At 54.9% G+C, this 22133-nt stretch carries 17 protein-coding genes; all 17 read left to right on the forward strand.

What is annotated here, in order from left to right; translation table 11 throughout:
* Positions 1-45 precede the first annotated feature (45 nt).
* The 17 genes from pyrH (at position 46) to MKleb_RS05110 (ending at position 22080) form a co-directional block, all read left to right on the forward strand.
* A complete protein-coding gene (pyrH, locus tag MKleb_RS05030) occupies positions 46-771 on the forward strand; it encodes a UMP kinase (protein WP_004098747.1) in 726 nt (241 codons plus the stop codon).
* A gap of 205 nt (positions 772-976) precedes the next feature.
* Complete coding sequence (gene frr / locus MKleb_RS05035) at positions 977-1534, forward strand: ribosome recycling factor (RefSeq protein WP_004098748.1); 558 nt, start codon at positions 977-979, stop codon at positions 1532-1534.
* A 226-nt stretch (positions 1535-1760) separates the two neighbouring features.
* Complete coding sequence (gene ispC / locus MKleb_RS05040; protein ID WP_014227999.1) at positions 1761-2960, forward strand: 1-deoxy-D-xylulose-5-phosphate reductoisomerase; 1200 nt, start codon at positions 1761-1763, stop codon at positions 2958-2960.
* Between the two features lie 242 nt (positions 2961-3202).
* Positions 3203-3961 (forward strand): (2E,6E)-farnesyl-diphosphate-specific ditrans,polycis-undecaprenyl-diphosphate synthase, encoded by a 759-nt coding sequence (gene ispU, locus MKleb_RS05045; RefSeq protein WP_004098751.1) that lies wholly within the window; start codon positions 3203-3205, stop codon positions 3959-3961.
* Positions 3962-3973: 12 nt separating this feature from the next.
* On the forward strand, positions 3974-4831 hold the full coding sequence (cdsA, locus tag MKleb_RS05050; RefSeq protein WP_014228000.1) for a phosphatidate cytidylyltransferase: 858 nt from the start codon (positions 3974-3976) through the stop codon (positions 4829-4831).
* 11 nt (positions 4832-4842) lie between these two features.
* Positions 4843-6195 carry a sigma E protease regulator RseP gene (gene rseP / locus MKleb_RS05055; protein ID WP_014228001.1) on the forward strand — a complete coding sequence of 451 codons (1353 nt, stop codon included), beginning with the start codon at positions 4843-4845 and terminating at the stop codon, positions 6193-6195.
* A gap of 31 nt (positions 6196-6226) precedes the next feature.
* On the forward strand, positions 6227-8656 hold the full coding sequence (gene bamA / locus MKleb_RS05060; protein ID WP_014228002.1) for an outer membrane protein assembly factor BamA: 2430 nt from the start codon (positions 6227-6229) through the stop codon (positions 8654-8656).
* 130 nt (positions 8657-8786) lie between these two features.
* Entirely contained in the window at positions 8787-9272 is a 486-nt protein-coding gene (gene skp / locus MKleb_RS05065) for a molecular chaperone Skp (protein WP_004098757.1), read from the forward strand.
* A 3-nt stretch (positions 9273-9275) separates the two neighbouring features.
* Entirely contained in the window at positions 9276-10301 is a 1026-nt protein-coding gene (gene lpxD, locus MKleb_RS05070) for a UDP-3-O-(3-hydroxymyristoyl)glucosamine N-acyltransferase (protein ID WP_014837448.1), read from the forward strand.
* Between the two features lie 102 nt (positions 10302-10403).
* On the forward strand, positions 10404-10859 hold the full coding sequence (fabZ, locus tag MKleb_RS05075; RefSeq protein WP_004098761.1) for a 3-hydroxyacyl-ACP dehydratase FabZ: 456 nt from the start codon (positions 10404-10406) through the stop codon (positions 10857-10859).
* Between the two features lie 3 nt (positions 10860-10862).
* Entirely contained in the window at positions 10863-11651 is a 789-nt protein-coding gene (gene lpxA, locus MKleb_RS05080; protein WP_004098763.1) for an acyl-ACP--UDP-N-acetylglucosamine O-acyltransferase, read from the forward strand.
* A complete protein-coding gene (gene lpxB / locus MKleb_RS05085; RefSeq protein WP_217076509.1) occupies positions 11651-12799 on the forward strand; it encodes a lipid-A-disaccharide synthase in 1149 nt (382 codons plus the stop codon). Before lpxA ends, lpxB begins: the two co-directional genes overlap by 1 nt.
* Entirely contained in the window at positions 12796-13392 is a 597-nt protein-coding gene (gene rnhB, locus MKleb_RS05090; protein ID WP_014228005.1) for a ribonuclease HII, read from the forward strand. Before lpxB ends, rnhB begins: the two co-directional genes overlap by 4 nt.
* Positions 13393-13430: 38 nt before the next feature.
* The gene (dnaE, locus tag MKleb_RS05095; protein ID WP_217076510.1) at positions 13431-16913 is read left to right on the forward strand and encodes a DNA polymerase III subunit alpha; all 3483 of its coding nucleotides are present in this window, start codon (positions 13431-13433) and stop codon (positions 16911-16913) included.
* A 12-nt stretch (positions 16914-16925) separates the two neighbouring features.
* Entirely contained in the window at positions 16926-17885 is a 960-nt protein-coding gene (accA, locus tag MKleb_RS05100) for an acetyl-CoA carboxylase carboxyl transferase subunit alpha (protein WP_004137983.1), read from the forward strand.
* Between the two features lie 190 nt (positions 17886-18075).
* The gene (locus MKleb_RS05105) at positions 18076-19866 is read left to right on the forward strand and encodes a chitinase (RefSeq protein ID WP_014228007.1); all 1791 of its coding nucleotides are present in this window, start codon (positions 18076-18078) and stop codon (positions 19864-19866) included.
* Positions 19867-19941: 75 nt separating this feature from the next.
* Entirely contained in the window at positions 19942-22080 is a 2139-nt protein-coding gene (locus MKleb_RS05110; RefSeq protein ID WP_025107388.1) for a lysine decarboxylase LdcC, read from the forward strand.
* The last annotated feature ends 53 nt before the right edge of the window (positions 22081-22133 follow it).

A 22133-nucleotide genomic window follows, 5' to 3' on the forward strand; every position in this document is an offset into this window, starting at 1 on the left:
CCAGAATTAATTCATCTCATTCGTTGACAGTCTCAGGAAAGAAACATGGCTACCAATGCAAAACCCGTCTACAAACGTATTCTGCTTAAGTTAAGTGGCGAAGCTCTGCAAGGTTCAGAAGGCTTCGGTATTGATGCGAGCATACTTGACCGCATGGCTCAGGAAATCAAAGAACTGGTTGAGCTGGGTATTCAGGTTGGCGTAGTGATTGGTGGCGGTAACCTTTTCCGTGGTGCTGGTCTGGCGAAAGCGGGTATGAACCGCGTTGTGGGCGACCACATGGGCATGCTGGCAACGGTCATGAACGGCCTTGCAATGCGTGATGCACTTCATCGCGCCTATGTGAACGCCCGCCTGATGTCAGCGATTCCGCTGAATGGCGTGTGCGATAACTACAGCTGGGCGGAAGCTATCAGCCTGCTGCGTAACAACCGCGTGGTGATTCTTTCCGCGGGTACCGGCAACCCATTCTTTACCACCGATTCCGCTGCCTGCCTGCGCGGCATTGAAATTGAAGCCGATGTGGTACTGAAAGCCACCAAAGTCGACGGTGTATTTACCGCTGACCCGGCCAAAGATCCTTCCGCAACGATGTACGATCAGCTGACCTACAGCGAAGTACTGGATAAAGAGCTGAAAGTGATGGATCTTGCGGCCTTTACCCTGGCGCGTGACCACAAACTGCCGATTCGCGTATTCAATATGAATAAGCCTGGCGCGCTGCGCCGCGTGGTGATGGGTGAAAAAGAAGGCACATTAATTACTGAGTAATTCCCGTCAGCGTCAAATACGGGTAATATTCGGCCTTACTTTTTCGGGTTTTTGACCCGATGGTTTTCAACATGCTCTGTGGACGGAATGCTGCGGCTGACCCGCAGCCTGAAAGACGCTGAGCATAAACATGACTATACTTAGCTCACTTTTGCAGTGGGCGACCGTCTGGTCTGTCTGAGACAAGTTTTCAAGGATTCGTAACGTGATTAGCGATATCAGAAAAGATGCTGAAGTACGCATGGACAAATGCGTTGAAGCGTTCAAAACCCAAATCAGCAAAATACGCACGGGTCGTGCTTCTCCCAGCCTGCTGGATGGCATTATCGTGGAATACTACGGCACGCCGACTCCGCTGCGTCAGCTGGCTAGCGTAACGGTAGAAGACTCCCGCACGCTGAAGATCAACGTCTTCGATCGCTCCATGAGCCCGGCCGTTGAAAAAGCGATTATGGCTTCCGATCTCGGTCTGAACCCAAGCTCTGCGGGCAGCGATATCCGCGTTCCGCTGCCGCCGCTGACCGAAGAGCGTCGTAAAGATCTGACCAAAATCGTGCGTGGCGAAGCTGAACAGGCGCGCGTTGCCGTACGTAACGTTCGTCGCGATGCCAACGACAAAGTCAAAGCGCTGCTGAAAGAGAAAGAGATCAGCGAAGATGACGATCGCCGCTCTCAGGAAGATGTGCAGAAAATGACTGATGCTGCTATCAAGAAAGTTGATGCGGCGCTGGCGGATAAAGAAGCGGAACTGATGCAGTTCTGATTCTTTGCCGACACGCAGGTCTAACGATCGGCCTGCGTAAAATCTGAAACGCCGTACAGGAGACCGTACGCTCAATTTTCGGGATTGCGTTTAGACGGCTGGCCTTGTAGCCTTTGGCGCCATGTCAAAGGCCTTGCGCCTCCGCTCTGTCAACCGATAATTGATGCATAAGGGTTTGCTGGCGGCGTTTTGCTTTTTATCCTGTCTTCATTATTCTGGACGCCTCATGAAGCAATTAACCATTCTTGGTTCGACCGGTTCTATCGGCTGCAGCACGCTGGATGTGGTGCGCCATAATCCTGATAGCTTTTCTATCACCGCGCTGGTCGCCGGGAAAAATGTCGACCGTATGGTTGAACAATGTCTGGAATTCTCCCCTCGTTACGCGGTAATGGACGATGCGCACAGCGCGGAGCTGCTGCGTGCGCAACTGCGCGAGCAGGGCTGCCGAACGGAAGTCATGAGCGGCCAGCAGGCTGCGGCAGAAGTGGCGGCGCTGGACGAGGTCGAGCAGGTGATGGCGGCGATTGTCGGCGCAGCAGGCCTGGTGCCGACGCTCTCAGCCATTCGTGCGGGTAAAACGGTGCTGCTGGCGAACAAAGAGTCGCTGGTGACCTGTGGCCGTCTGTTTATGGATGCCGTGCAGCAGTACGGCGCACGATTGTTGCCGGTTGATAGCGAGCATAATGCGATTTTTCAGAGTATGCCGGAAACAATTCAACATAATCTGGGATACGCTGATTTAACCCAGAACGGCGTGGCGTCGATTCTGCTCACCGGCTCCGGCGGTCCCTTCCGGGAAACGGCGATTTCTGAACTGGCGGCGATGACCCCCGATCGGGCATGCAAGCATCCAAACTGGTCGATGGGGCGCAAAATATCTGTCGATTCGGCCACCATGATGAACAAAGGGCTGGAGTATATCGAAGCCCGCTGGCTGTTCAACGCCTCGGCGCAGCAGATGGAAGTCCTGATCCATCCGCAATCGGTGATTCACTCGATGGTACGTTATCAGGATGGCAGCGTCCTGGCGCAGCTCGGCGAGCCGGATATGCGTACGCCGATTGCCCACACGATGGGCTGGCCAAAACGCCTTAATTCTGGCGTGAAACCGCTGGATTTCTGTCAGTTGAGCACTCTGAGCTTCTCGGCGCCGGATTACGGCCGTTACCCCTGTCTGAAGCTGGCCATGGAGGCTTTTGATGTCGGCCAGGCGGCGACCACGGCGCTGAATGCGGCAAATGAAGTTTCGGTCGCGGCGTTTCTGAACGGGGATATTCGCTTTACCGATATTGCGGCGATAAATCAGGCGGTGCTGGATCAACAGGCGTTAAATGAGCCGCAAAGTATTGATGAAGTGCTGGCTATTGATGCGATGGCCCGGGTAAGCGCAGGCCAGCTCCTGACGGCGTGGCGCAAATTCTGATACGCGTTGTGATATTTGTGGGCGCTGTGCTTCAGTGATATAGTCTGCGCCATCCGATCGTTGCATTTTGGTGTGAAAGATTACGGTGGCCGTGGCAAGACACGGCTTTTTTGCGTAAAGCTTTTGGTTGTTCTCTGCGATTGGCCGTAGCTCCGGCACCGGATAAAAATGCGTATCCAGCGCTGACCGGTGGCCCGTGTTTAGTAGCTTAGCTAATCCTTATTATGGACTTAAAACGCGTTATGTTGTCTGCTAATCAAACTGTCAGCGAAATGTTGCCTGCGCATGGCTGTCGTCATGTGGCCATTATTATGGATGGCAACGGGCGTTGGGCAAAACGGCAAGGAAAGATCCGCGCCTTTGGCCATAAAGCCGGCGCTAAATCTGTTCGTCGCGCCGTCTCTTTCGCGGCGAATAATGGTATTGAAGCGTTGACGTTATACGCGTTCAGCAGTGAAAACTGGAATCGCCCGGCGCAGGAAGTCAGCGCGCTGATGGAGCTGTTTGTCTGGGCGCTGGATAGCGAAGTGAAAAGTCTGCACCGGCATAATGTGCGCCTGCGTATTATCGGCGAGACCACGCGCTTCAATGCGCGTCTCCAGGAGCGTATTCGTAAAGCGGAGGCGCTGACTGAGAACAACACCGGTTTGACCCTGAATATTGCGGCGAACTACGGCGGCCGCTGGGATATCGTCCAGGGCGTTCGTCATCTGGCCAAACAGGTGCAAGACGGGGTGCTTCAGCCCGAGCAAATCACAGAAGAGATGCTGAGCCAGCAGGTCTGCATGCATGAACTGGCTCCCGTAGATTTAGTTATTAGGACCGGGGGAGAGCATCGCATTAGTAATTTTTTGATTTGGCAAATTGCCTATGCCGAACTTTACTTTACGGATGTTCTTTGGCCCGATTTCGCTGAACAGGACTTTGAAGGTGCACTCCATGCCTTTGTTAATCGAGAGCGTCGCTTCGGCGGCACTGAGCCGGGCGGCAACAATGCCTGATGGGGGTCACTTTTGCTGAAGTATCGCCTGATTTCTGCTTTCGTCTTAATACCCGTTGTTATTGCGGCGCTTTTTTTACTGCCGCCCGCGGGTTTTGCCATCGTTACGCTAGTCGTCTGTATGCTCGCCGCGTGGGAGTGGGGGCAATTTAGCGGTTTCACTTCAACTACCCAGAGAGTCTGGCTGTCAGTGCTTTGCGGTCTGCTGCTGGCGCTGATGCTATTCCTGATGCCGGAATACCATTATGACGTTCATCAACCGCTGGTTGAGGGCGCGCTATGGGCATCATTAGGCTGGTGGGTCGTCGCGCTGCTTTTAGTGCTCACTTACCCTGCTTCAGCGGCTTTCTGGCGCAATTCAAAAACGCTCCGTCTGATTTTTGGCGTCCTGACCATCGTGCCGTTTTTTTGGGGCATGCTGGCGCTTCGGGCCTGGCATTATACCGATGACCATTATAGCGGTGCGCTGTGGTTGCTGTACGTAATGATTCTGGTCTGGGGCGCGGATTCCGGCGCTTACATGTTCGGAAAAATGTTCGGTAAGCATAAGCTGGCGCCGAAGGTTTCTCCGGGTAAAACCTGGCAGGGTTTTTTCGGCGGTCTGTTAACGGCAGCGGTTATCTCCTGGGCTTACGGCTGGTGGGCCCATCTGAATGTCACGCCGATGGTGCTGCTGGTGTGTTCTATTGTCGCGGCCCTGGCTTCGGTACTCGGCGACCTGACCGAAAGCATGTTTAAACGCGAAGCTGGCATTAAAGATAGCGGAAATCTGATTCCCGGACACGGCGGTATTCTCGATCGTATCGATAGCCTGACGGCCGCGGTGCCCGTGTTTGCTTGCCTACTCTTGTTGGTTTTCAGGACGATTTGACGGAAGGTTTTATGCTGAGCGTTCTCTGGAATTTGGCTGCTTTTATTATTGCGCTGGGCGTGTTGATCACCGTCCATGAGTTTGGCCATTTCTGGGTTGCTCGCCGCTGCGGTATCCGCGTTGAGCGTTTCTCAATCGGCTTTGGCAAAGCGCTGTGGCGCCGTTTTGACAAGCAAGGAACGGAATTTATTATCGCCCTTATTCCGCTGGGCGGTTATGTCAAAATGCTTGACGAACGCGTTGAGCCCGTGGCCCCAGAGATGCGTCACTCCGCGTTTAACAACAAAACCGTCGGCCAGCGCGCCGCCGTTATTGCCGCGGGGCCAATCGCGAACTTCCTTTTTGCCATTTTTGCCTACTGGCTGGTGTTTATTATCGGCGTGCCAGGCGTGCGTCCGGTCGTTGGCGACATAACGCCCAACTCGATCGCCGCGCAAGCACAAATTGCAAAAGGAACGGAACTTAAAGCGATAGATGGCATCGAAACGCCTGATTGGGATGCAGTACGTATGGCGCTGGTGGCGAAGATAGGCGATCGGCAAACAATAGTTACGGTCGCCCCTTTCGGGACCAATCAACGTCAGGATAAAATCCTCGATCTGCAGCACTGGGCGTTTGAGCCGGATAAACAAGATCCGGTTGCCTCGTTGGGCATTCAGCCTCGCAGCGCGCAGATTGATACCGTCCTGGCTGAAGTACAATCTGACTCGGCGGCGCAGAAGGCGGGTTTGCAAGCGGGCGACAGGATCGTTAAAGTCGATGGTCAACCGTTAACGCAGTGGATGACGTTTGTTAATCTGGTGCGTGATAATCCGGGTAGGGCATTAGTTCTGGACATCGAGCGGCAGGGTAGCCCCCTGTCGGTGACCTTGACGCCGGATACGAAGTCTACCAAAGGCAAAGCGGAGGGGTTTGCAGGGGTCGTACCTAAGGTCATCCCGCTGCCTGATGAATATAAGACAGTGCGTCAGTACGGGCCATTTGCCGCCATCGCTGAAGCCACGGATAAAACCTGGCAGCTGATGTCGTTAACGGTCCGAATGCTGGGCAAATTGATAACCGGTGATGTCAAACTGAACAACCTCAGCGGGCCGATTTCTATCGCCCAGGGGGCTGGGATGTCAGCGGAATTTGGGTTGATTTACTATCTGATGTTCCTTGCGCTGATCAGCGTGAACCTCGGCATAATCAACCTGTTCCCGCTTCCCGTTCTCGACGGGGGACATCTGCTGTTTTTGGCGATTGAAAAGCTGAAAGGCGGGCCGGTATCCGAGCGAGTTCAAGACTTTAGTTATCGCATTGGCTCAATATTGCTGGTGCTGTTAATGGGGCTTGCACTTTTCAATGATTTCTCTCGGTTGTAAGAGAGTTTGTTAGGAAGAACGCATAATAACGATGGCGATGAAAAAGTTGCTCATAGCGTCGCTGCTGTTTAGCAGCGCAACCGTATACGGTGCTGACGGGTTCGTGGTGAAGGACATTCATTTCGAAGGCCTTCAGCGAGTCGCTGTTGGTGCGGCCCTCCTCAGTATGCCAGTGCGTCCTGGCGATACCGTAACCGATGATGATATCAGTAACACCATCCGTGCTCTGTTTGCCACCGGCAACTTTGAGGACGTCCGCGTACTGCGCGATGGTGATACCCTGCTGGTGCAGGTGAAAGAGCGTCCAACGATTGCCAGCATCACTTTCTCCGGTAACAAGTCGGTGAAAGATGACATGCTCAAGCAAAACCTTGAGGCATCCGGCGTGCGCGTAGGGGAATCCCTCGATCGCACCACGCTGGCTGATATCGAAAAGGGGCTGGAGGATTTCTACTACAGCGTCGGTAAGTACAGCGCCAGCGTTAAAGCTGTCGTGACGCCGCTGCCGCGTAACCGTGTCGACCTGAAGCTGGTATTCCAGGAAGGCGTCTCGGCGAAAATCCAGCAGATCAATATCGTCGGCAACCACGCATTCAGCACCGATGAACTCATTTCTACCTTCCAGCTGCGCGATGAAGTGCCGTGGTGGAACGTGGTGGGCGATCGTAAATATCAGAAACAGAAGCTGGCGGGAGATCTTGAAACGCTGCGCAGCTACTATCTGGATCGCGGCTATGCTCGTTTCAACATTGACTCCACGCAGGTTAGCCTGACGCCGGACAAAAAAGGTATCTACATCACCATCAACATTACCGAAGGCGATCAGTACAAGCTTTCTGGGGTGCAGGTGACGGGTGATCTGGCGGGGCATTCGGCAGAAATCGAAGCGCTGACCAAAGTGGAGCCGGGCGAGCTGTATAACGGCACCAAAGTGACCAAAATGGAGAATGACATTAAGAAACTCCTTGGTCGCTACGGCTATGCCTATCCGCGCGTTCAGTCCCAGCCGGAAATCAGCGATAGCGATAAGACCGTGAAGCTGCACGTGAACGTCGATGCGGGTAACCGCTACTACGTGCGTAAAATTCGCTTCGAAGGCAACGACACCTCGAAAGATGCCGTTCTGCGTCGAGAAATGCGTCAGATGGAAGGCGCCTGGCTGGGCAGCGACCTGGTCGATCAGGGTAAAGATCGTCTGAACCGTTTAGGCTACTTTGAAACGGTTGATACCGATACGCAGCGCGTTCCGGGCAGCCCGGATCAGGTTGACGTGGTCTATAAGGTTAAAGAGCGTAACACCGGTAGCTTTAACTTCGGCGTTGGTTACGGTACGGAAAGCGGCGTCAGCTTCCAGGCCGGCGTTCAGCAGGATAACTGGCTCGGTACCGGCTATTCCGTTGGGATTAACGGCACCAAAAACGACTATCAGACCTATACTGAACTGTCGGTGACGAACCCGTACTTTACCGTGGATGGCGTCAGCCTCGGCGGTCGTGTTTTCTATAACGACTTCGACGCTAACGATGCGGACCTGTCTGACTATACCAACAAAAGCTATGGTACAGACATCACGCTGGGCTTCCCGGTTAACGAATACAATACGCTGCGCGCGGGCCTGGGCTATGTGCATAACAAGCTATCCAACATGCAGCCTCAGGTATCCATGTGGCGTTATCTGAATTCGATGGGGCAGTATCCGGACAACACCAACGACAGAAACTCGTTCAGCGCTGACGACTTCACCTTCAACTACGGCTGGACGTATAACAAGCTTGACCGTGGCTTCTTCCCGACCGAAGGCTCACGCGTCAACCTGAACGGTAAAGTGACGATTCCGGGATCGGATAACGAATATTACAAAGCGACGCTCGATACCGCGACCTATGTACCGATCGATGACGATCATAAATGGGTGATGTTGGGTCGTACCCGCTTTGGTTATGGCGATGGTCTGGGCGGTAAAGAGATGCCGTTCTATGAGAACTTCTATGCCGGTGGTTCAAGCACCGTGCGTGGCTTCCAGTCCAATACTATCGGTCCGAAAGCGGTTTATTTCCCGGCCAGCAGCCGTCATGACGACGACAGCAGCTACGATAACGAATGTAAGAGCAGCGAGTCCGCACCGTGTAAGTCTGATGATGCGGTGGGCGGTAACGCCATGGCGGTTGCCAGCCTTGAGCTGATCACCCCGACGCCGTTTATTAGCGATAAATATGCGAACTCGGTCCGTACTTCCGTCTTCTGGGATATGGGTACCGTGTGGGATACTCACTGGGATTCAGCCGCATATGGTGGTTACCCGGACTACAGCGATCCAAGCAATATCCGTATGTCTGCGGGTATCGCAGTACAGTGGATGTCGCCGTTAGGTCCGTTGGTATTCTCCTACGCTCAGCCGTTTAAAAAGTACGATGGAGACAAAGCCGAACAGTTCCAGTTTAACATCGGTAAAACCTGGTAATGGTATTGGCTACAATGGAATGTAAGTGCAGTTGCAGTATAGCGCTGACTATTGGCGATAACTGAGGTTATCGCCTGGCCACGCAAATAACGGTACCCCTGGGTACTCATGGGATGGTAAGGAGTTAATTGTGAAAAAGTGGTTATTAGCTGCAGGTCTGGGTTTAGCAATGGTAACTTCCGCTCAGGCGGCAGATAAAATTGCAATGGTTAACATGAACAGCCTCTTCCAACAGGTTGCCCAGAAAACAGGCGTTTCTAACACGCTGGAAAACGAGTTTAAAGGCCGCGCGAGCGAGCTGCAGCGTATGGAAGGCGACCTGCAGTCTAAAATGCAGCGTCTGCAGTCCATGAAAGCGGGCTCTGACCGTACCAAACTGGAAAAAGACGTGATGGCTCAGCGCCAGACTTTCTCCCAGAAAGCGCAGTCTTTCGAACAGGATCGTGCACGTCGTTCTAACGAAGAGCGCGGCAAGCTGGTGACTCGTATTCAGAGCGCCGTGCAGAGCGTGGCTAAAGATCAGAGCATCGATCTGGTTGTTGACTCTAATGCCGTTGCATACAACAGCAGCGATGTAAAAGACATCACCGCTGATGTGCTGAAACAGGTTAAATAAGTAATGCCTTCAATTCGACTGGCTGATTTAGCCCAGCAGTTGGATGCAGAATTACACGGTGATGGCGATATCGTCATCACCGGCGTTGCGTCCATGCAGTCCGCACAAGCGGGCGATATTACTTTCATGGTAAATCCTAAGTACCGTGAACACCTGGCCGCTTGCCAGGCATCTGCCGTCGTGATGACGCAGGATGATTTACCTTTTGCTCATAGCGCCGCGCTGGTAGTGCGTAATCCCTACCTGACCTACGCGCGCATGGCTCAAATTCTTGATACCACGCCGCAGCCGGCGCAGGATATCGCGCCCAGCGCGGTCATCGATGCGACGGCGAAGCTGGGTACCCACGTGGCGATTGGCCCGAACGCCGTGATTGAATCGGGCGTCATCCTCGGTGATAACGTGGTTATCGGCGCGGGCTGCTTCGTTGGGAAAAATACGAAAATAGGTGCCGGCTCGCGTTTATGGGCCAACGTCACCGTTTACCACGACATTGAGATCGGCGAGAATTGCCTGATCCAGTCCAGCACGGTGATTGGCGCAGATGGCTTCGGCTACGCGAACGATCGCGGCAACTGGGTTAAGATCCCACAGCTGGGTCGCGTAATTATTGGCGATCGCGTGGAGATTGGCGCCTGTACGACCATCGACCGTGGTGCGCTGGACGACACCGTCATCGGTAACGGCGTGATTATTGATAACCAGTGTCAAATTGCGCACAACGTGGTGATTGGCGACAACACCGCGGTTGCTGGCGGCGTGATCATGGCGGGCAGCCTGAAGATCGGCCGCTACTGCATGATTGGCGGAGCCAGCGTGATCAACGGCCATATGGAAATCTGCGATAAAGTCACCGTCACGGGGATGGGAATGGTTATGCGTCCTATCACCGAGCCAGGGGTTTACTCTTCAGGTATCCCGCTGCAGCCGAATAAGGTCTGGCGTAAGACCGCTGCGCTGGTACTGAATATTGATGATATGAGCAAGCGCCTCAAAGCCATTGAGCGCAAGGTTAATCAACAAGATTAGTGCTGCGTCCAGCCACATTAAATTTTCGGCCTGTTGCATTCATGAGATTGCCGCAGGCCGTGTTATTATTGCCTTTTAGGATATTTAGACAGGAAGAGTATTTTGACTACTGACACTCATACTCTGCACATTGAAGAGATTCTGGAACTTCTGCCTCACCGATACCCGTTCCTGCTGGTCGATCGCGTGCTGGATTTTGAAGAAGGTCGTTTTCTACGCGCAGTTAAAAATGTTTCTGTAAATGAGCCGTTTTTCCAGGGGCATTTCCCTGGTAAGCCGATTTTACCGGGCGTATTGATTCTCGAAGCTATGGCTCAGGCCACCGGCATTCTGGCATTCAAAAGCGTTGGAAAACTGGAACCGGGCGAGCTGTATTATTTTGCCGGGATTGACGAAGCGCGTTTCAAACGTCCGGTCGTGCCAGGCGATCAGATGATTATGGAAGTCACTTTTGAAAAAACCCGCCGCGGTCTGACTCGCTTTAAAGGCGTTGCAACCGTTGACGGAAAAGTGGTTTGCGAAGCAACGATGATGTGTGCCCGTAGCCGGGAGGCCTGATACGTGATTGATAAAACCGCCTTTATTCATCCTTCCGCCATTGTAGAAGAAGGCGCCGTTATTGGCGCTAACGTCCACGTTGGCCCGTTTTGTATTGTTGGTGCTAACGTCGAAATCGGCGAAGGTACCGTACTGAAATCTCACGTTGTCATCAACGGCCATACCAAAATTGGCCGCGATAACGAGATCTATCAGTTCGCTTCCATCGGCGAAGTTAACCAGGACCTGAAATATGCTGGCGAACCGACCCGCGTGGAAATTGGCGATCGCAACCGCATCCGCGAAAGCGTCACCATTCATCGTGGCACAGTACAGGGCGGTGGATTAACGAAGGTGGGCAGCGATAACCTGCTGATGATCAACGCCCACGTGGCGCACGATTGTACGCTGGGCGACCGCTGTATTCTGGCCAATAACGCGACCCTTGCGGGCCACGTTTCGCTGGATGATTTTGTTATCATCGGCGGCATGACCGCCGTGCATCAGTTCTGCATTATTGGCGCACACGTGATGGTGGGCGGCTGCTCCGGCGTAGCGCAGGACGTTCCGCCGTTCGTGATTGCGCAGGGCAACCACGCGACGCCGTTTGGCGTCAACATCGAAGGGCTGAAACGCCGCGGCTTCAGCCGTGAGGCGATCACTGCGATTCGTAACGCGTATAAGCTGCTGTACCGCAGCGGTAAAACGCTGGACGAAGCGAAAGCTGAAATTGCCGAGCTGGCGGCGCAGTATCCCGAAGTGCAGACCTTTACCGACTTTTTTGCCCGCTCCACGCGCGGCCTGATTCGTTAATGGCTGAATTGCGTACCCTGACGATTGCCCTGGTCGCCGGAGAAACCTCCGGCGATATTCTTGGTGCCGGTCTTATCCGCGCGCTCAAAGCCCGCATACCTGATGCCCGCTTTGTCGGCGTTGCCGGGCCGTTGATGCAGGCGGAAGGCTGCGAAGCCTGGTATGAGATGGAAGAGCTGGCAGTGATGGGCATTGTGGAAGTGCTGGGTCGCCTGCGCCGTCTGCTGCATATTCGCGCCGATCTCACCCGTCGATTGACCGAGCTTAAGCCAGACGTATTCGTCGGCATTGATGCGCCTGACTTCAATATCACCCTCGAAGGTAATCTGAAGAAGCAGGGTATCAAAACCATCCATTACGTCAGCCCCTCGGTGTGGGCATGGCGGCAAAAACGCGTTTTCAAAATTGGCAGATCCACCGATCTGGTATTGGCATTTCTGCCTTTCGAAAAAGCGTTTTATGACAAATTCAACGTTCCCTGCCGGTTTATCGGCCACACGATGGCGGATGCGATGCCGCTGGACCCGGATAAAGGCGCGGCGCGCGACCGTCTGGGGATCGATCGTAACGTGCATTGCCTGGCGCTGCTGCCGGGAAGCCGCGGGGCGGAAGTTGAGATGCTCAGCGCTGATTTTCTGAAAACGGCGCAGCTCCTGCGAGACCATTATCCCGACCTGGAAGTGGTTGTTCCGCTGGTCAACGCGAAGCGGCGGGAACAGTTCGAGCGCATCAAAGCGGAAACGGCGCCTGATCTTGCCGTCCACCTGCTCGACGGCCGGGCGCGCGATGCGATGATCGCCAGCGATGCCGCGCTGCTGGCCTCCGGCACGGCTGCGCTGGAGTGTATGCTGGCTAAGTGTCCGATGGTTGTCGGCTATCGGATGAAGCCGTTTACCTTCTGGCTGGCGAAACGGCTGGTGAAGACCGACTATGTGTCGTTGCCGAATTTACTGGCCGGGCGCGAACTGGTTAAAGAACTGCTGCAGGATGAATGCCAGCCGCAGGCGCTGGCCGAGGCGCTGAAGCCGCTGCTGGCCGACGGAAAAACCAGCCACGATATGCATGAAACCTTCCGCGCGCTGCATCAGCAGATCCGCTGCAACGCTGATGAGCAGGCGGCGGATGCCGTACTGGAGTTAGCAAAATGATGGAATTCGTATATCCGCATACCCATCTGGTTGCGGGAGTCGATGAAGTCGGACGCGGCCCGCTGGTTGGCGCAGTGGTGACCGCCGCGGTTATTCTCGATCCGGCAAAGCCGATCGTCGGTCTTAACGACTCAAAAAAGCTAAGCGAAAAACGCCGCCTTGCGCTATTTGACGAGATCAAAGAAAAAGCGCTGTGCTGGAGCCTCGGTCGCGCTGAGCCGCATGAAATCGATGAGCTGAATATTTTGCACGCGACCATGCTGGCCATGCAGCGCGCCGTTGCCGGTTTGCGCGTTTCCCCTGAGTTTGTTCTTATTGATGGTAACCGCTGTCCGCCGCTGCCGATGCCGTCACTGGCGGTCGTCAAAGGCGACAGCCGAGTGGCGGAAATCAGCGCCGCGTCTATTCTGGCTAAAGTGACGCGCGATGCTGAAATGGCCGTACTGGACCGGGAGTTCCCGCAGTACGGCTTTGCGCAACATAAAGGTTATCCCACCGCTTTTCATCTGCAAAAGCTGCTGGAACATGGCGTAATCGAGCAATACCGGCGCAGCTTTGGCCCGGTGAAACGCGCGCTGGGCCTGGCGTCCTGAACCGACACGCAAGCAATTAAGTAACGCGGAATCTGAAGATGGCTGAACCACGTTTCGTACACCTGCGGGTGCACAGCGACTATTCCATGATCGATGGTCTGGCGAAAACCGGACCGTTGGTAAAAAAGGCGGCCGCGCTCGGCATGCCTGCGCTGGCGATCACTGATTTTACCAACCTCTGCGGGCTGGTGAAGTTCTACGGAGCAGGGCACGGTGCCGGAATTAAACCCATTGTAGGGGCAGATTTTCACGTTCAGAGCGATCTGCTTGGCGATGAACTGAGCCAGCTGACGGTACTGGCGGCGAACAACGCTGGCTATCAAAACCTGACGCTGCTGATCTCCAAAGCCTATCAGCGCGGCTACGGCGCGGCAGGCCCGATTATCGATCGCGACTGGCTGATCGAATTAAAAGAAGGGCTGATTTTGCTCTCCGGCGGGCGTATGGGCGACGTGGGTCGTAGCCTGCTGCGCGGAAACATGGCGCTGGTGGATCAGTGCGTTGATTTTTATGAACAACATTTCCCTGATTGCTACTTCCTTGAGCTCATTCGCACCGGCCGTCAGGATGAAGAGCCCTACCTGCATGCGGCGGTAGAACTGGCGGAAACCCGCGGCCTACCGGTGGTGGCGACCAACGATGTTCGCTTCCTTGAGCCGGGCGACTTCGACGCCCATGAAATCCGCGTGGCTATCCACGACGGCTTTACCCTCGACGATCCCAAGCGTCCGCGCAACTACTCGCCGCAGCAGTATATGCGCAGCGAAGAGGAGATGTGCGAGCTCTTTTCCGATATTCCCGAAGCGCTGCAAAACACCGTGGAGATCGCCAAACGCTGTAACGTGACCGTGCGCCTTGGCGAGTACTTCCTGCCGCAGTTCCCGACGGGGGATATGACCACCGAAGATTATCTGGTTAAGAAATCCAAAGAGGGTCTGGAAGAGCGTCTGGAATTCCTGTTCCCCGATCCGGATGAACGGGCTAAACGCCGTCCTGAATATGATGAACGCCTGGATATTGAGCTGCAGGTGATTAACCAGATGGGGTTCCCGGGCTACTTCCTGATCGTTATGGAGTTTATCCAGTGGTCGAAGGATAACGGCGTGCCGGTAGGGCCGGGACGTGGTTCCGGCGCCGGATCGCTGGTGGCCTATGCGCTGAAAATTACCGACCTCGATCCGCTGGAGTTCGACCTGCTGTTCGAACGTTTCCTTAACCCGGAACGTGTCTCCATGCCCGACTTCGACGTTGACTTCTGTATGGAGAAGCGCGACCAGGTGATTGAACACGTCGCGGACATGTACGGTCGCGATGCGGTCTCGCAGATTATTACCTTCGGCACCATGGCGGCGAAAGCGGTTATCCGCGACGTTGGCCGCGTGCTGGGCCACCCGTACGGCTTTGTGGACCGCATTTCCAAGCTGGTACCGCCCGATCCGGGTATGACGCTGGCGAAAGCGTTTGAAGCCGAGCCGCAGCTGCCGGAGATTTACGAGGCGGACGAAGAGGTTAAAGCGCTGATCGACATGGCGCGTAAGCTCGAAGGGGTCACCCGTAACGCCGGTAAACATGCGGGCGGGGTGGTGATTGCGCCCACCAAAATAACCGATTTTGCCCCGCTGTACTGCGATGAAGCGGGCCAGCATCCGGTTACCCAGTTTGATAAGAACGACGTTGAATATGCCGGGCTGGTGAAGTTCGACTTCCTCGGTCTGCGTACGCTCACCATCATTAACTGGGCGCTGGAGATGATCAACGCCCGCCGCGAGAAGAACGGTGAGGGGCCGCTGGATATTGCCGCTATCCCGCTGGACGATATAAAAAGCTTCGACATGCTGCAGCGTTCGGAAACCACCGCCGTCTTCCAGCTTGAATCGCGCGGTATGAAGGATCTGATCAAGCGTCTGCAGCCTGACTGCTTTGAAGATATGATCGCTCTGGTGGCCCTGTTCCGACCGGGGCCGCTGCAGTCGGGAATGGTGGATAACTTTATCGACCGTAAGCACGGTCGCGAAGAGATATCGTATCCGGACGTACAGTGGCAGCACGAATGTCTGAAACCGGTACTGGAGCCAACCTATGGCATTATCCTGTACCAGGAACAGGTCATGCAGATTGCCCAGGAGCTTTCCGGCTATACCCTCGGCGGCGCGGATATGCTGCGTCGTGCGATGGGTAAGAAAAAGCCGGAAGAGATGGCCAAGCAGCGCGGCACCTTTGAAGAAGGGGCGAGAAAGCGCGGCGTTGACGGCGAACTGGCGATTAAAATCTTTGACCTGGTAGAGAAGTTCGCCGGTTATGGATTTAACAAATCGCACTCTGCCGCTTATGCTTTAGTGTCCTATCAGACGCTGTGGCTGAAGGCGCACTATCCGGCTGAATTTATGGCGGCGGTAATGACCGCGGATATGGATAACACCGAGAAGGTCGTCGGCCTGGTGGATGAGTGCTGGCGGATGGGGCTGAAAATCCTGCCGCCGGATATTAACTCCGGCCTGTACCATTTTCACGTTAACGACGATGGCGAAATCGTTTATGGTATCGGCGCCATCAAAGGCGTCGGCGAAGGTCCGATAGAAGCGATCATTGAAGCCCGTAATCAGGGCGGCTATTTCCGCGAGCTGTTCGATCTCTGCGCGCGTACGGATATTAAAAAGCTCAACCGCCGGGTGCTGGAAAAACTGATTATGTCCGGGGCCTTCGATCGCCTCGGGCCGCATCGCGCGGCGTTAATGAATTCACTGGGCGATGCGCTAAAAGCCGCCGATCAGCACGCCAAAGCTGAAGCTATCGGTCAGGCGGACATGTTCGGCGTACTGGCGGAAGAGCCGGAGCAAATCGAACAGTCCTACGCCAGCTGCCAGCCGTGGCCGGAACAGGTCGTGCTGGATGGCGAAAGGGAGACCCTGGGGCTGTATCTGACCGGGCATCCGATTAACCAATACTTGAAAGAGATCGAGCGCTACGTAGGCGGCGTACGACTCAAAGACATGCATCCGACCGATCGTGGTAAAGTGACCACGGCGGCCGGGCTCGTTATTGCCGCGCGGGTCATGGTCACCAAGCGCGGCAATCGTATCGGCATCTGCACGCTGGATGACCGTTCCGGGCGTCTGGAGGTGATGTTGTTCACCGACGCCCTGGATAAATACCAGCAGTTGCTGGAAAAAGACCGCATACTTATCGTCAGCGGACAGGTCAGCTTTGATGACTTCAGCGGGGGGCTTAAAATGACCGCTCGTGAAGTCATGGACATTGACGAAGCCCGGGAAAAATATGCTCGCGGGCTTGCTATCTCGCTGACGGACAGGCAAATTGATGACCAGCTTTTAAACCGACTCCGTCAGTCTCTGGAACCCCACCGTTCGGGAACTATTCCAGTACACCTCTATTATCAGAGGGCGGATGCACGCGCGCGGTTGCGTTTTGGCGCAACATGGCGCGTCTCTCCGAGCGATCGTTTACTTAACGATCTGCGTGGCCTTATCGGCTCGGAGCAGGTGGAACTGGAGTTTGACTAATACAGGAATACTATGAGTCTGAATTTCCTTGATTTTGAACAGCCGATTGCAGAGCTGGAAGCGAAAATCGATTCTCTGACTGCGGTTAGCCGCCAGGATGAGAAACTGGATATTAATATCGATGAAGAAGTGCATCGCCTGCGTGAAAAGAGCGTAGAGCTGACGCGCAAGATCTTCGCCGATCTTGGTGCATGGCAGGTTGCGCAACTGGCGCGCCATCCACGTCGCCCGTACACCCTGGATTATGTCCGCCTGGCTTTCGACGAATTCGACGAACTGGCCGGTGACCGTGCCTATGCTGACGATAAAGCTATCGTCGGCGGGATTGCGCGTCTGGACGGGCGTCCGGTAATGATTATCGGCCACCAGAAAGGGCGCGAAACCAAAGAGAAAATTCGCCGCAACTTCGGTATGCCGGCGCCGGAAGGCTATCGTAAGGCACTGCGCCTGATGGAAATGGCCGAACGCTTTAAAATGCCGATCATCACCTTCATCGACACCCCGGGCGCCTACCCGGGCGTCGGTGCGGAAGAGCGCGGCCAGTCTGAAGCGATTGCCCGCAACCTGCGTGAAATGTCGCGTCTGAGCGTCCCGGTTATCTGCACCGTTATCGGTGAAGGTGGTTCCGGCGGCGCGCTGGCAATCGGCGTGGGCGATAAAGTGAATATGCTGCAGTACAGCACCTATTCCGTTATCTCCCCGGAAGGCTGTGCCTCCATTTTGTGGAAAAGCGCCGATAAAGCGCCGCTGGCCGCCGAAGCTATGGGGATTGTTGCCCCGCGTCTGAAAGAGCTGAAGCTGATTGACTCCATCATTCCTGAGCCGCTGGGCGGCGCGCATCGTAATCCGGAAGTCATGGCCGCCTCTCTGAAAGCGCAGCTGCTGGCCGATCTGGCTGACCTCGATGTTCTGAGTGAAGAAGAGCTGCTGAACCGTCGCTATCAGCGTCTGATGAGCTACGGCTACGCCTGATTATCTGACTCATTTTTTATCCCTAAGGGCCGGATTTTCCGGCCCTTTTTTTATGTGTTGTTTACTGAGACGAGATGAGATGAATAAGAGCTAATGTGATTAGCCGATGATGCCGATCTCTCCTGAAACTGCAGCAACTGCCAGGGATTGCGACCCGGCAGGCCGTTAACAAGGATAAAGGAGAAATACTATGGCATTGCACAAAACCGTCGCATTAAGCGCCGTGGCCGCAGGGATCATGTTAAGCCTGGGGGCCGCACAGGCCACACCGTTGCTTGGCGCAACGGAAGCGACAACCATCAAGGCGAGTGACCTGGCCGCGAAAGAAAAAGCCTTAACCGACTTTCCGCTCATGACATCGGTAAAATCATCGATTCAAACGCTGCCGAACAGCGAAGTTGAAAAAATCGAGCCGGGTCTGGCGACTAACCCGGCAAACGTGAAGCGCGTGGAAAGCATTCTGTCCGAAAAGGATTGGGAATATCTGTTCCCGATGCGCGCGGCAGAATATACCTACTCTAACTTTCTGAAAGCTATTGGTAAATTCCCTGCGGTTTGCGGGACCTATACCGACGGACGCGATAGCGATGCCATATGCCGTAAATCTCTGGCAACCATGTTTGCCCACTTTGCTCAGGAAACCGGCGGCCACGAAAGCTGGCGCGATATTCCCGAGTGGCGCCAGGCGCTGGTTTATCTCCGTGAAGTGGGCTGGGTTGAGGGTCAGAAAGGCGGCTACAACGGGGAGTGTAACCCGGATATCTGGCAGGGGCAGACCTGGCCCTGCGGTAAAGATAAAGACGGCGACTACCTGAGCTACTTTGGCCGCGGCGCAAAACAGCTCTCCTATAACTACAACTACGGCCCGTTCTCCGATGCCATGTACGATGGCGACGTTCGTCCTCTGCTGGATAAACCGGAGCGGGTGGCGGATACCTGGATGAACCTGGCGAGCGCGGTGTTCTTCTTCGTTTACCCGCAGCCGCCTAAGCCCTCTATGCTGCACGTCATCGACGGAACCTGGGTACCAAACGATCATGATAAAGCGAATGGCCTGGTTGAAGGCTTTGGGGTCACCATTCAAATTATCAACGGCGGCGTCGAGTGCGGCGGGGCGGAAGAGAACGCGCAGTCTCTGAACCGTATTGCCTACTACAAAGAGTTCGCAAACTACCTGAAAGTGCCGATTGCTGATGATGAAGTTCTCGGCTGTAAGAATATGAAGCAGTTCGATGAAGGCGGCGCGGGCGCGTTACCGATTTACTGGGAAGAGGATTGGGGATGGAGCCCGGACACCGCTGACGGCAAGACTAACGCCTGCCAGCTGGTGGGCTACCAGACGCCGTATAGCGCCTTTAAACAAGGTGACTATGCGAAGTGCGTCCAGAGCCACTTCAACGTCAATATCATCGACGACACCGGCCAGGCCGAGGATACCACCCCGGCGACGCCTGACGATACCACGCCTGCGCAGGAAACTAACGTGGCGCCGGTTGCGCGTATCGCCGGTCCGATTGGCGCTATCGAAGCGGGCGCCAGGGTTTCCCTGAGCGCGGAGGGCTCTACCGATGCGAATGGCGATAAGCTCACCTATACCTGGATGTCGCAGGACGGCCAGACTATCAGCGGACAGGATAAAGCCGTTATCACCTTTACCGCTCCGGAAAAAGATCGCGATGCGCAATATGTGGTGAGCCTGACGGTAAGCGATGGGACCTTGTCCAGCACGGCAACGTACACCCTGAACGTGAAGGCTAAAGCTGCTGCTGCGGATGAAACGACCGATGGCAAAGACAGCGACACCATCAGTTATCCTTCCTGGAGCAGTACCCAGACCTGGAAAGCGGGCGATATCGTTAATAACCACGGCGCGCTGTATCAGTGTAAACCGCTACCTGAAGGGGCGTGGTGCAACGTGGCGCCGACCTACTATGAGCCCGGCGCAGGCATTGCCTGGGGCGATGCGTGGAAAGCGCTGTAATAGAGATAAATCCGCCAGTGCTTAGCGCTGGCGGGGTGATATGATGCTTTCCTTAGGTAAATTCAGGAGGAAAGCGTGAATATCATTGCGATCATGGGTCCCCACGGCGTCTATTATAAAGACGAACCGATCAAAGAACTGGAAGCCGCCCTGCAACGGCAAGGTTTCCAGACCATCTGGCCGCAAAATAGCGCCGATCTTTTGCAATTTATCGAGCATAATCCGCGGATCTGCGGGGTTATTTTTGACTGGGATGAATACAGCGTTGATCTGTGCAGCGATATTAATTGCTTAAATGAATATCTACCGCTGTACGCATTTATCAACGCCCATTCGACGATGGACGTCAGCAGCCAGGACCTGCGCATGACGCTATGGTTCTTTGAATACGCGCTGGGGCTGGCGGAAGAGATCGCTACCCGCATCGGTCAATACACCCGCGAATACCTCGACAACATAACCCCGCCGTTTACCAAAGCCTTGTTCAACTATGTGCAGGAGGGGAAATATACTTTCTGTACCCCCGGGCATATGGGCGGCTCGGCATATCAAAAAAGTCCGGTGGGCTGTCTGTTTTATGATTTCTTTGGCGGGAATACCCTAAAGGCCGACGTCTCTATTTCCGTGACGGAGCTGGGATCGCTGCTCGATCATAGCGGTCCGCATCTGGAGGCGGAAGAGTATATTGCCCGCGCATTCGGCGCCGAACAGAGCTATATGGTGACCAACGGAACTTCGACGTCGAATAAGATTGTCGGTATGTATTCCGCTCCGGCGGGCAGCACCCTGCTTATCGATCGCAACTGCCATAAATCGTTGGCTCATTTACTGATGATGAGCGACGTGGTGCCGCTGTGGTTAAAGCCGACGCGCAATGCGCTAGGGATCCTCGGCGGCATACCCAAGCGCGAATTTACCCGCGACAGTATTCAACAAAAGGTTAATGCGACAGGCGGCGCCGGGTGGCCTGTGCATGCGGTGATCACCAACTCCACCTATGACGGACTGTTGTATAACACCACCTGGATCAAAGAGACCCTCGACGTACCGTCAATCCACTTTGATTCCGCCTGGGTGCCCTATACCCATTTTCATCCGATCTATCAGGGTAAAAGCGGGATGAGCGGCGATCGCATTGCGGGGAAAGTGATCTTTGAAACGCAGTCGACGCATAAAATGCTGGCCGCGCTATCGCAGGCTTCGCTGATTCATATTAAAGGCAGCTATGATGAAGATACCTTCAATGAAGCCTTTATGATGCACACCTCGACCTCCCCGAGCTACCCGATCGTTGCCTCCATTGAGACGGCTGCCGCCATGCTGCGCGGCAACTCCGGCAGACGACTGATTCAGCGTTCGATTGAGCGGGCGCTGGATTTTCGTAAAGAGGTGCAGCGGTTGCGCGAAGAGTCTGACGGCTGGTTTTTTGATATCTGGCAGCCGGAAGAGGTGGGGGAAGCGCAGTGCTGGCCGGTTTCACCCGGAGAAAGGTGGCATGGCTTTCAGGACGCCGATGACGACCATATGTTCCTCGATCCGGTGAAAGTCACCATTCTGACGCCCGGTATGGACGAGCAGGGCAACATGGATAGCGAAGGCATTCCGGCCGCGCTGGTGGCGAAGTTCCTTGATGAGCGCGGCGTGGTGGTAGAAAAAACCGGGCCGTACAACCTGCTGTTCCTGTTCAGTATCGGTATAGATAAAACCCGGGCGATGGGGCTGCTGCGCGGATTGACCGAGTTCAAACGCGCTTACGATCTCAATTTACGGGTGAAAAACATGCTGCCGGATCTGTACGCCGAAGATCCGGATTTTTACCGCAACATGCGTATTCAGGATCTGGCCCAGGGTATTCATCGTCTGATTCGCCAGCACCAGCTCTCGCAGCTGATGCTTAGCGCTTTCGACGTCCTGCCGGAGATGAAAATGACGCCGCATCAGGCCTGGCAGCGGCAGATTAAAGGCGAAGTGGAAACCATTGAACTGGAGAATCTGGTCGGGCGTATTTCAGCGAATATGATCCTACCGTACCCGCCCGGCGTGCCGCTGCTGATGCCCGGCGAGATGATCGCCGAAGAGAGCCGCGCGGTGCTCAATTTCCTGCTTATGCTGTGCTCCATCGGCCGCCACTATCCGGGTTTCGAAACCGATATCCACGGCGCGAAACGCGATGAAGACGGCGTGTACTGGGTTCGAGTCTTAAAAAATGACTAAGCGCTTGCGCACTCACGAACTGAACGAGTAACTTTGTTGGCTTCAACTGGAGG

The organism is Klebsiella sp. PL-2018 (genome assembly GCF_019048985.1).
In the GTDB taxonomy this organism is placed as follows: Bacteria; Pseudomonadota; Gammaproteobacteria; order Enterobacterales; family Enterobacteriaceae; genus Klebsiella; species Klebsiella michiganensis.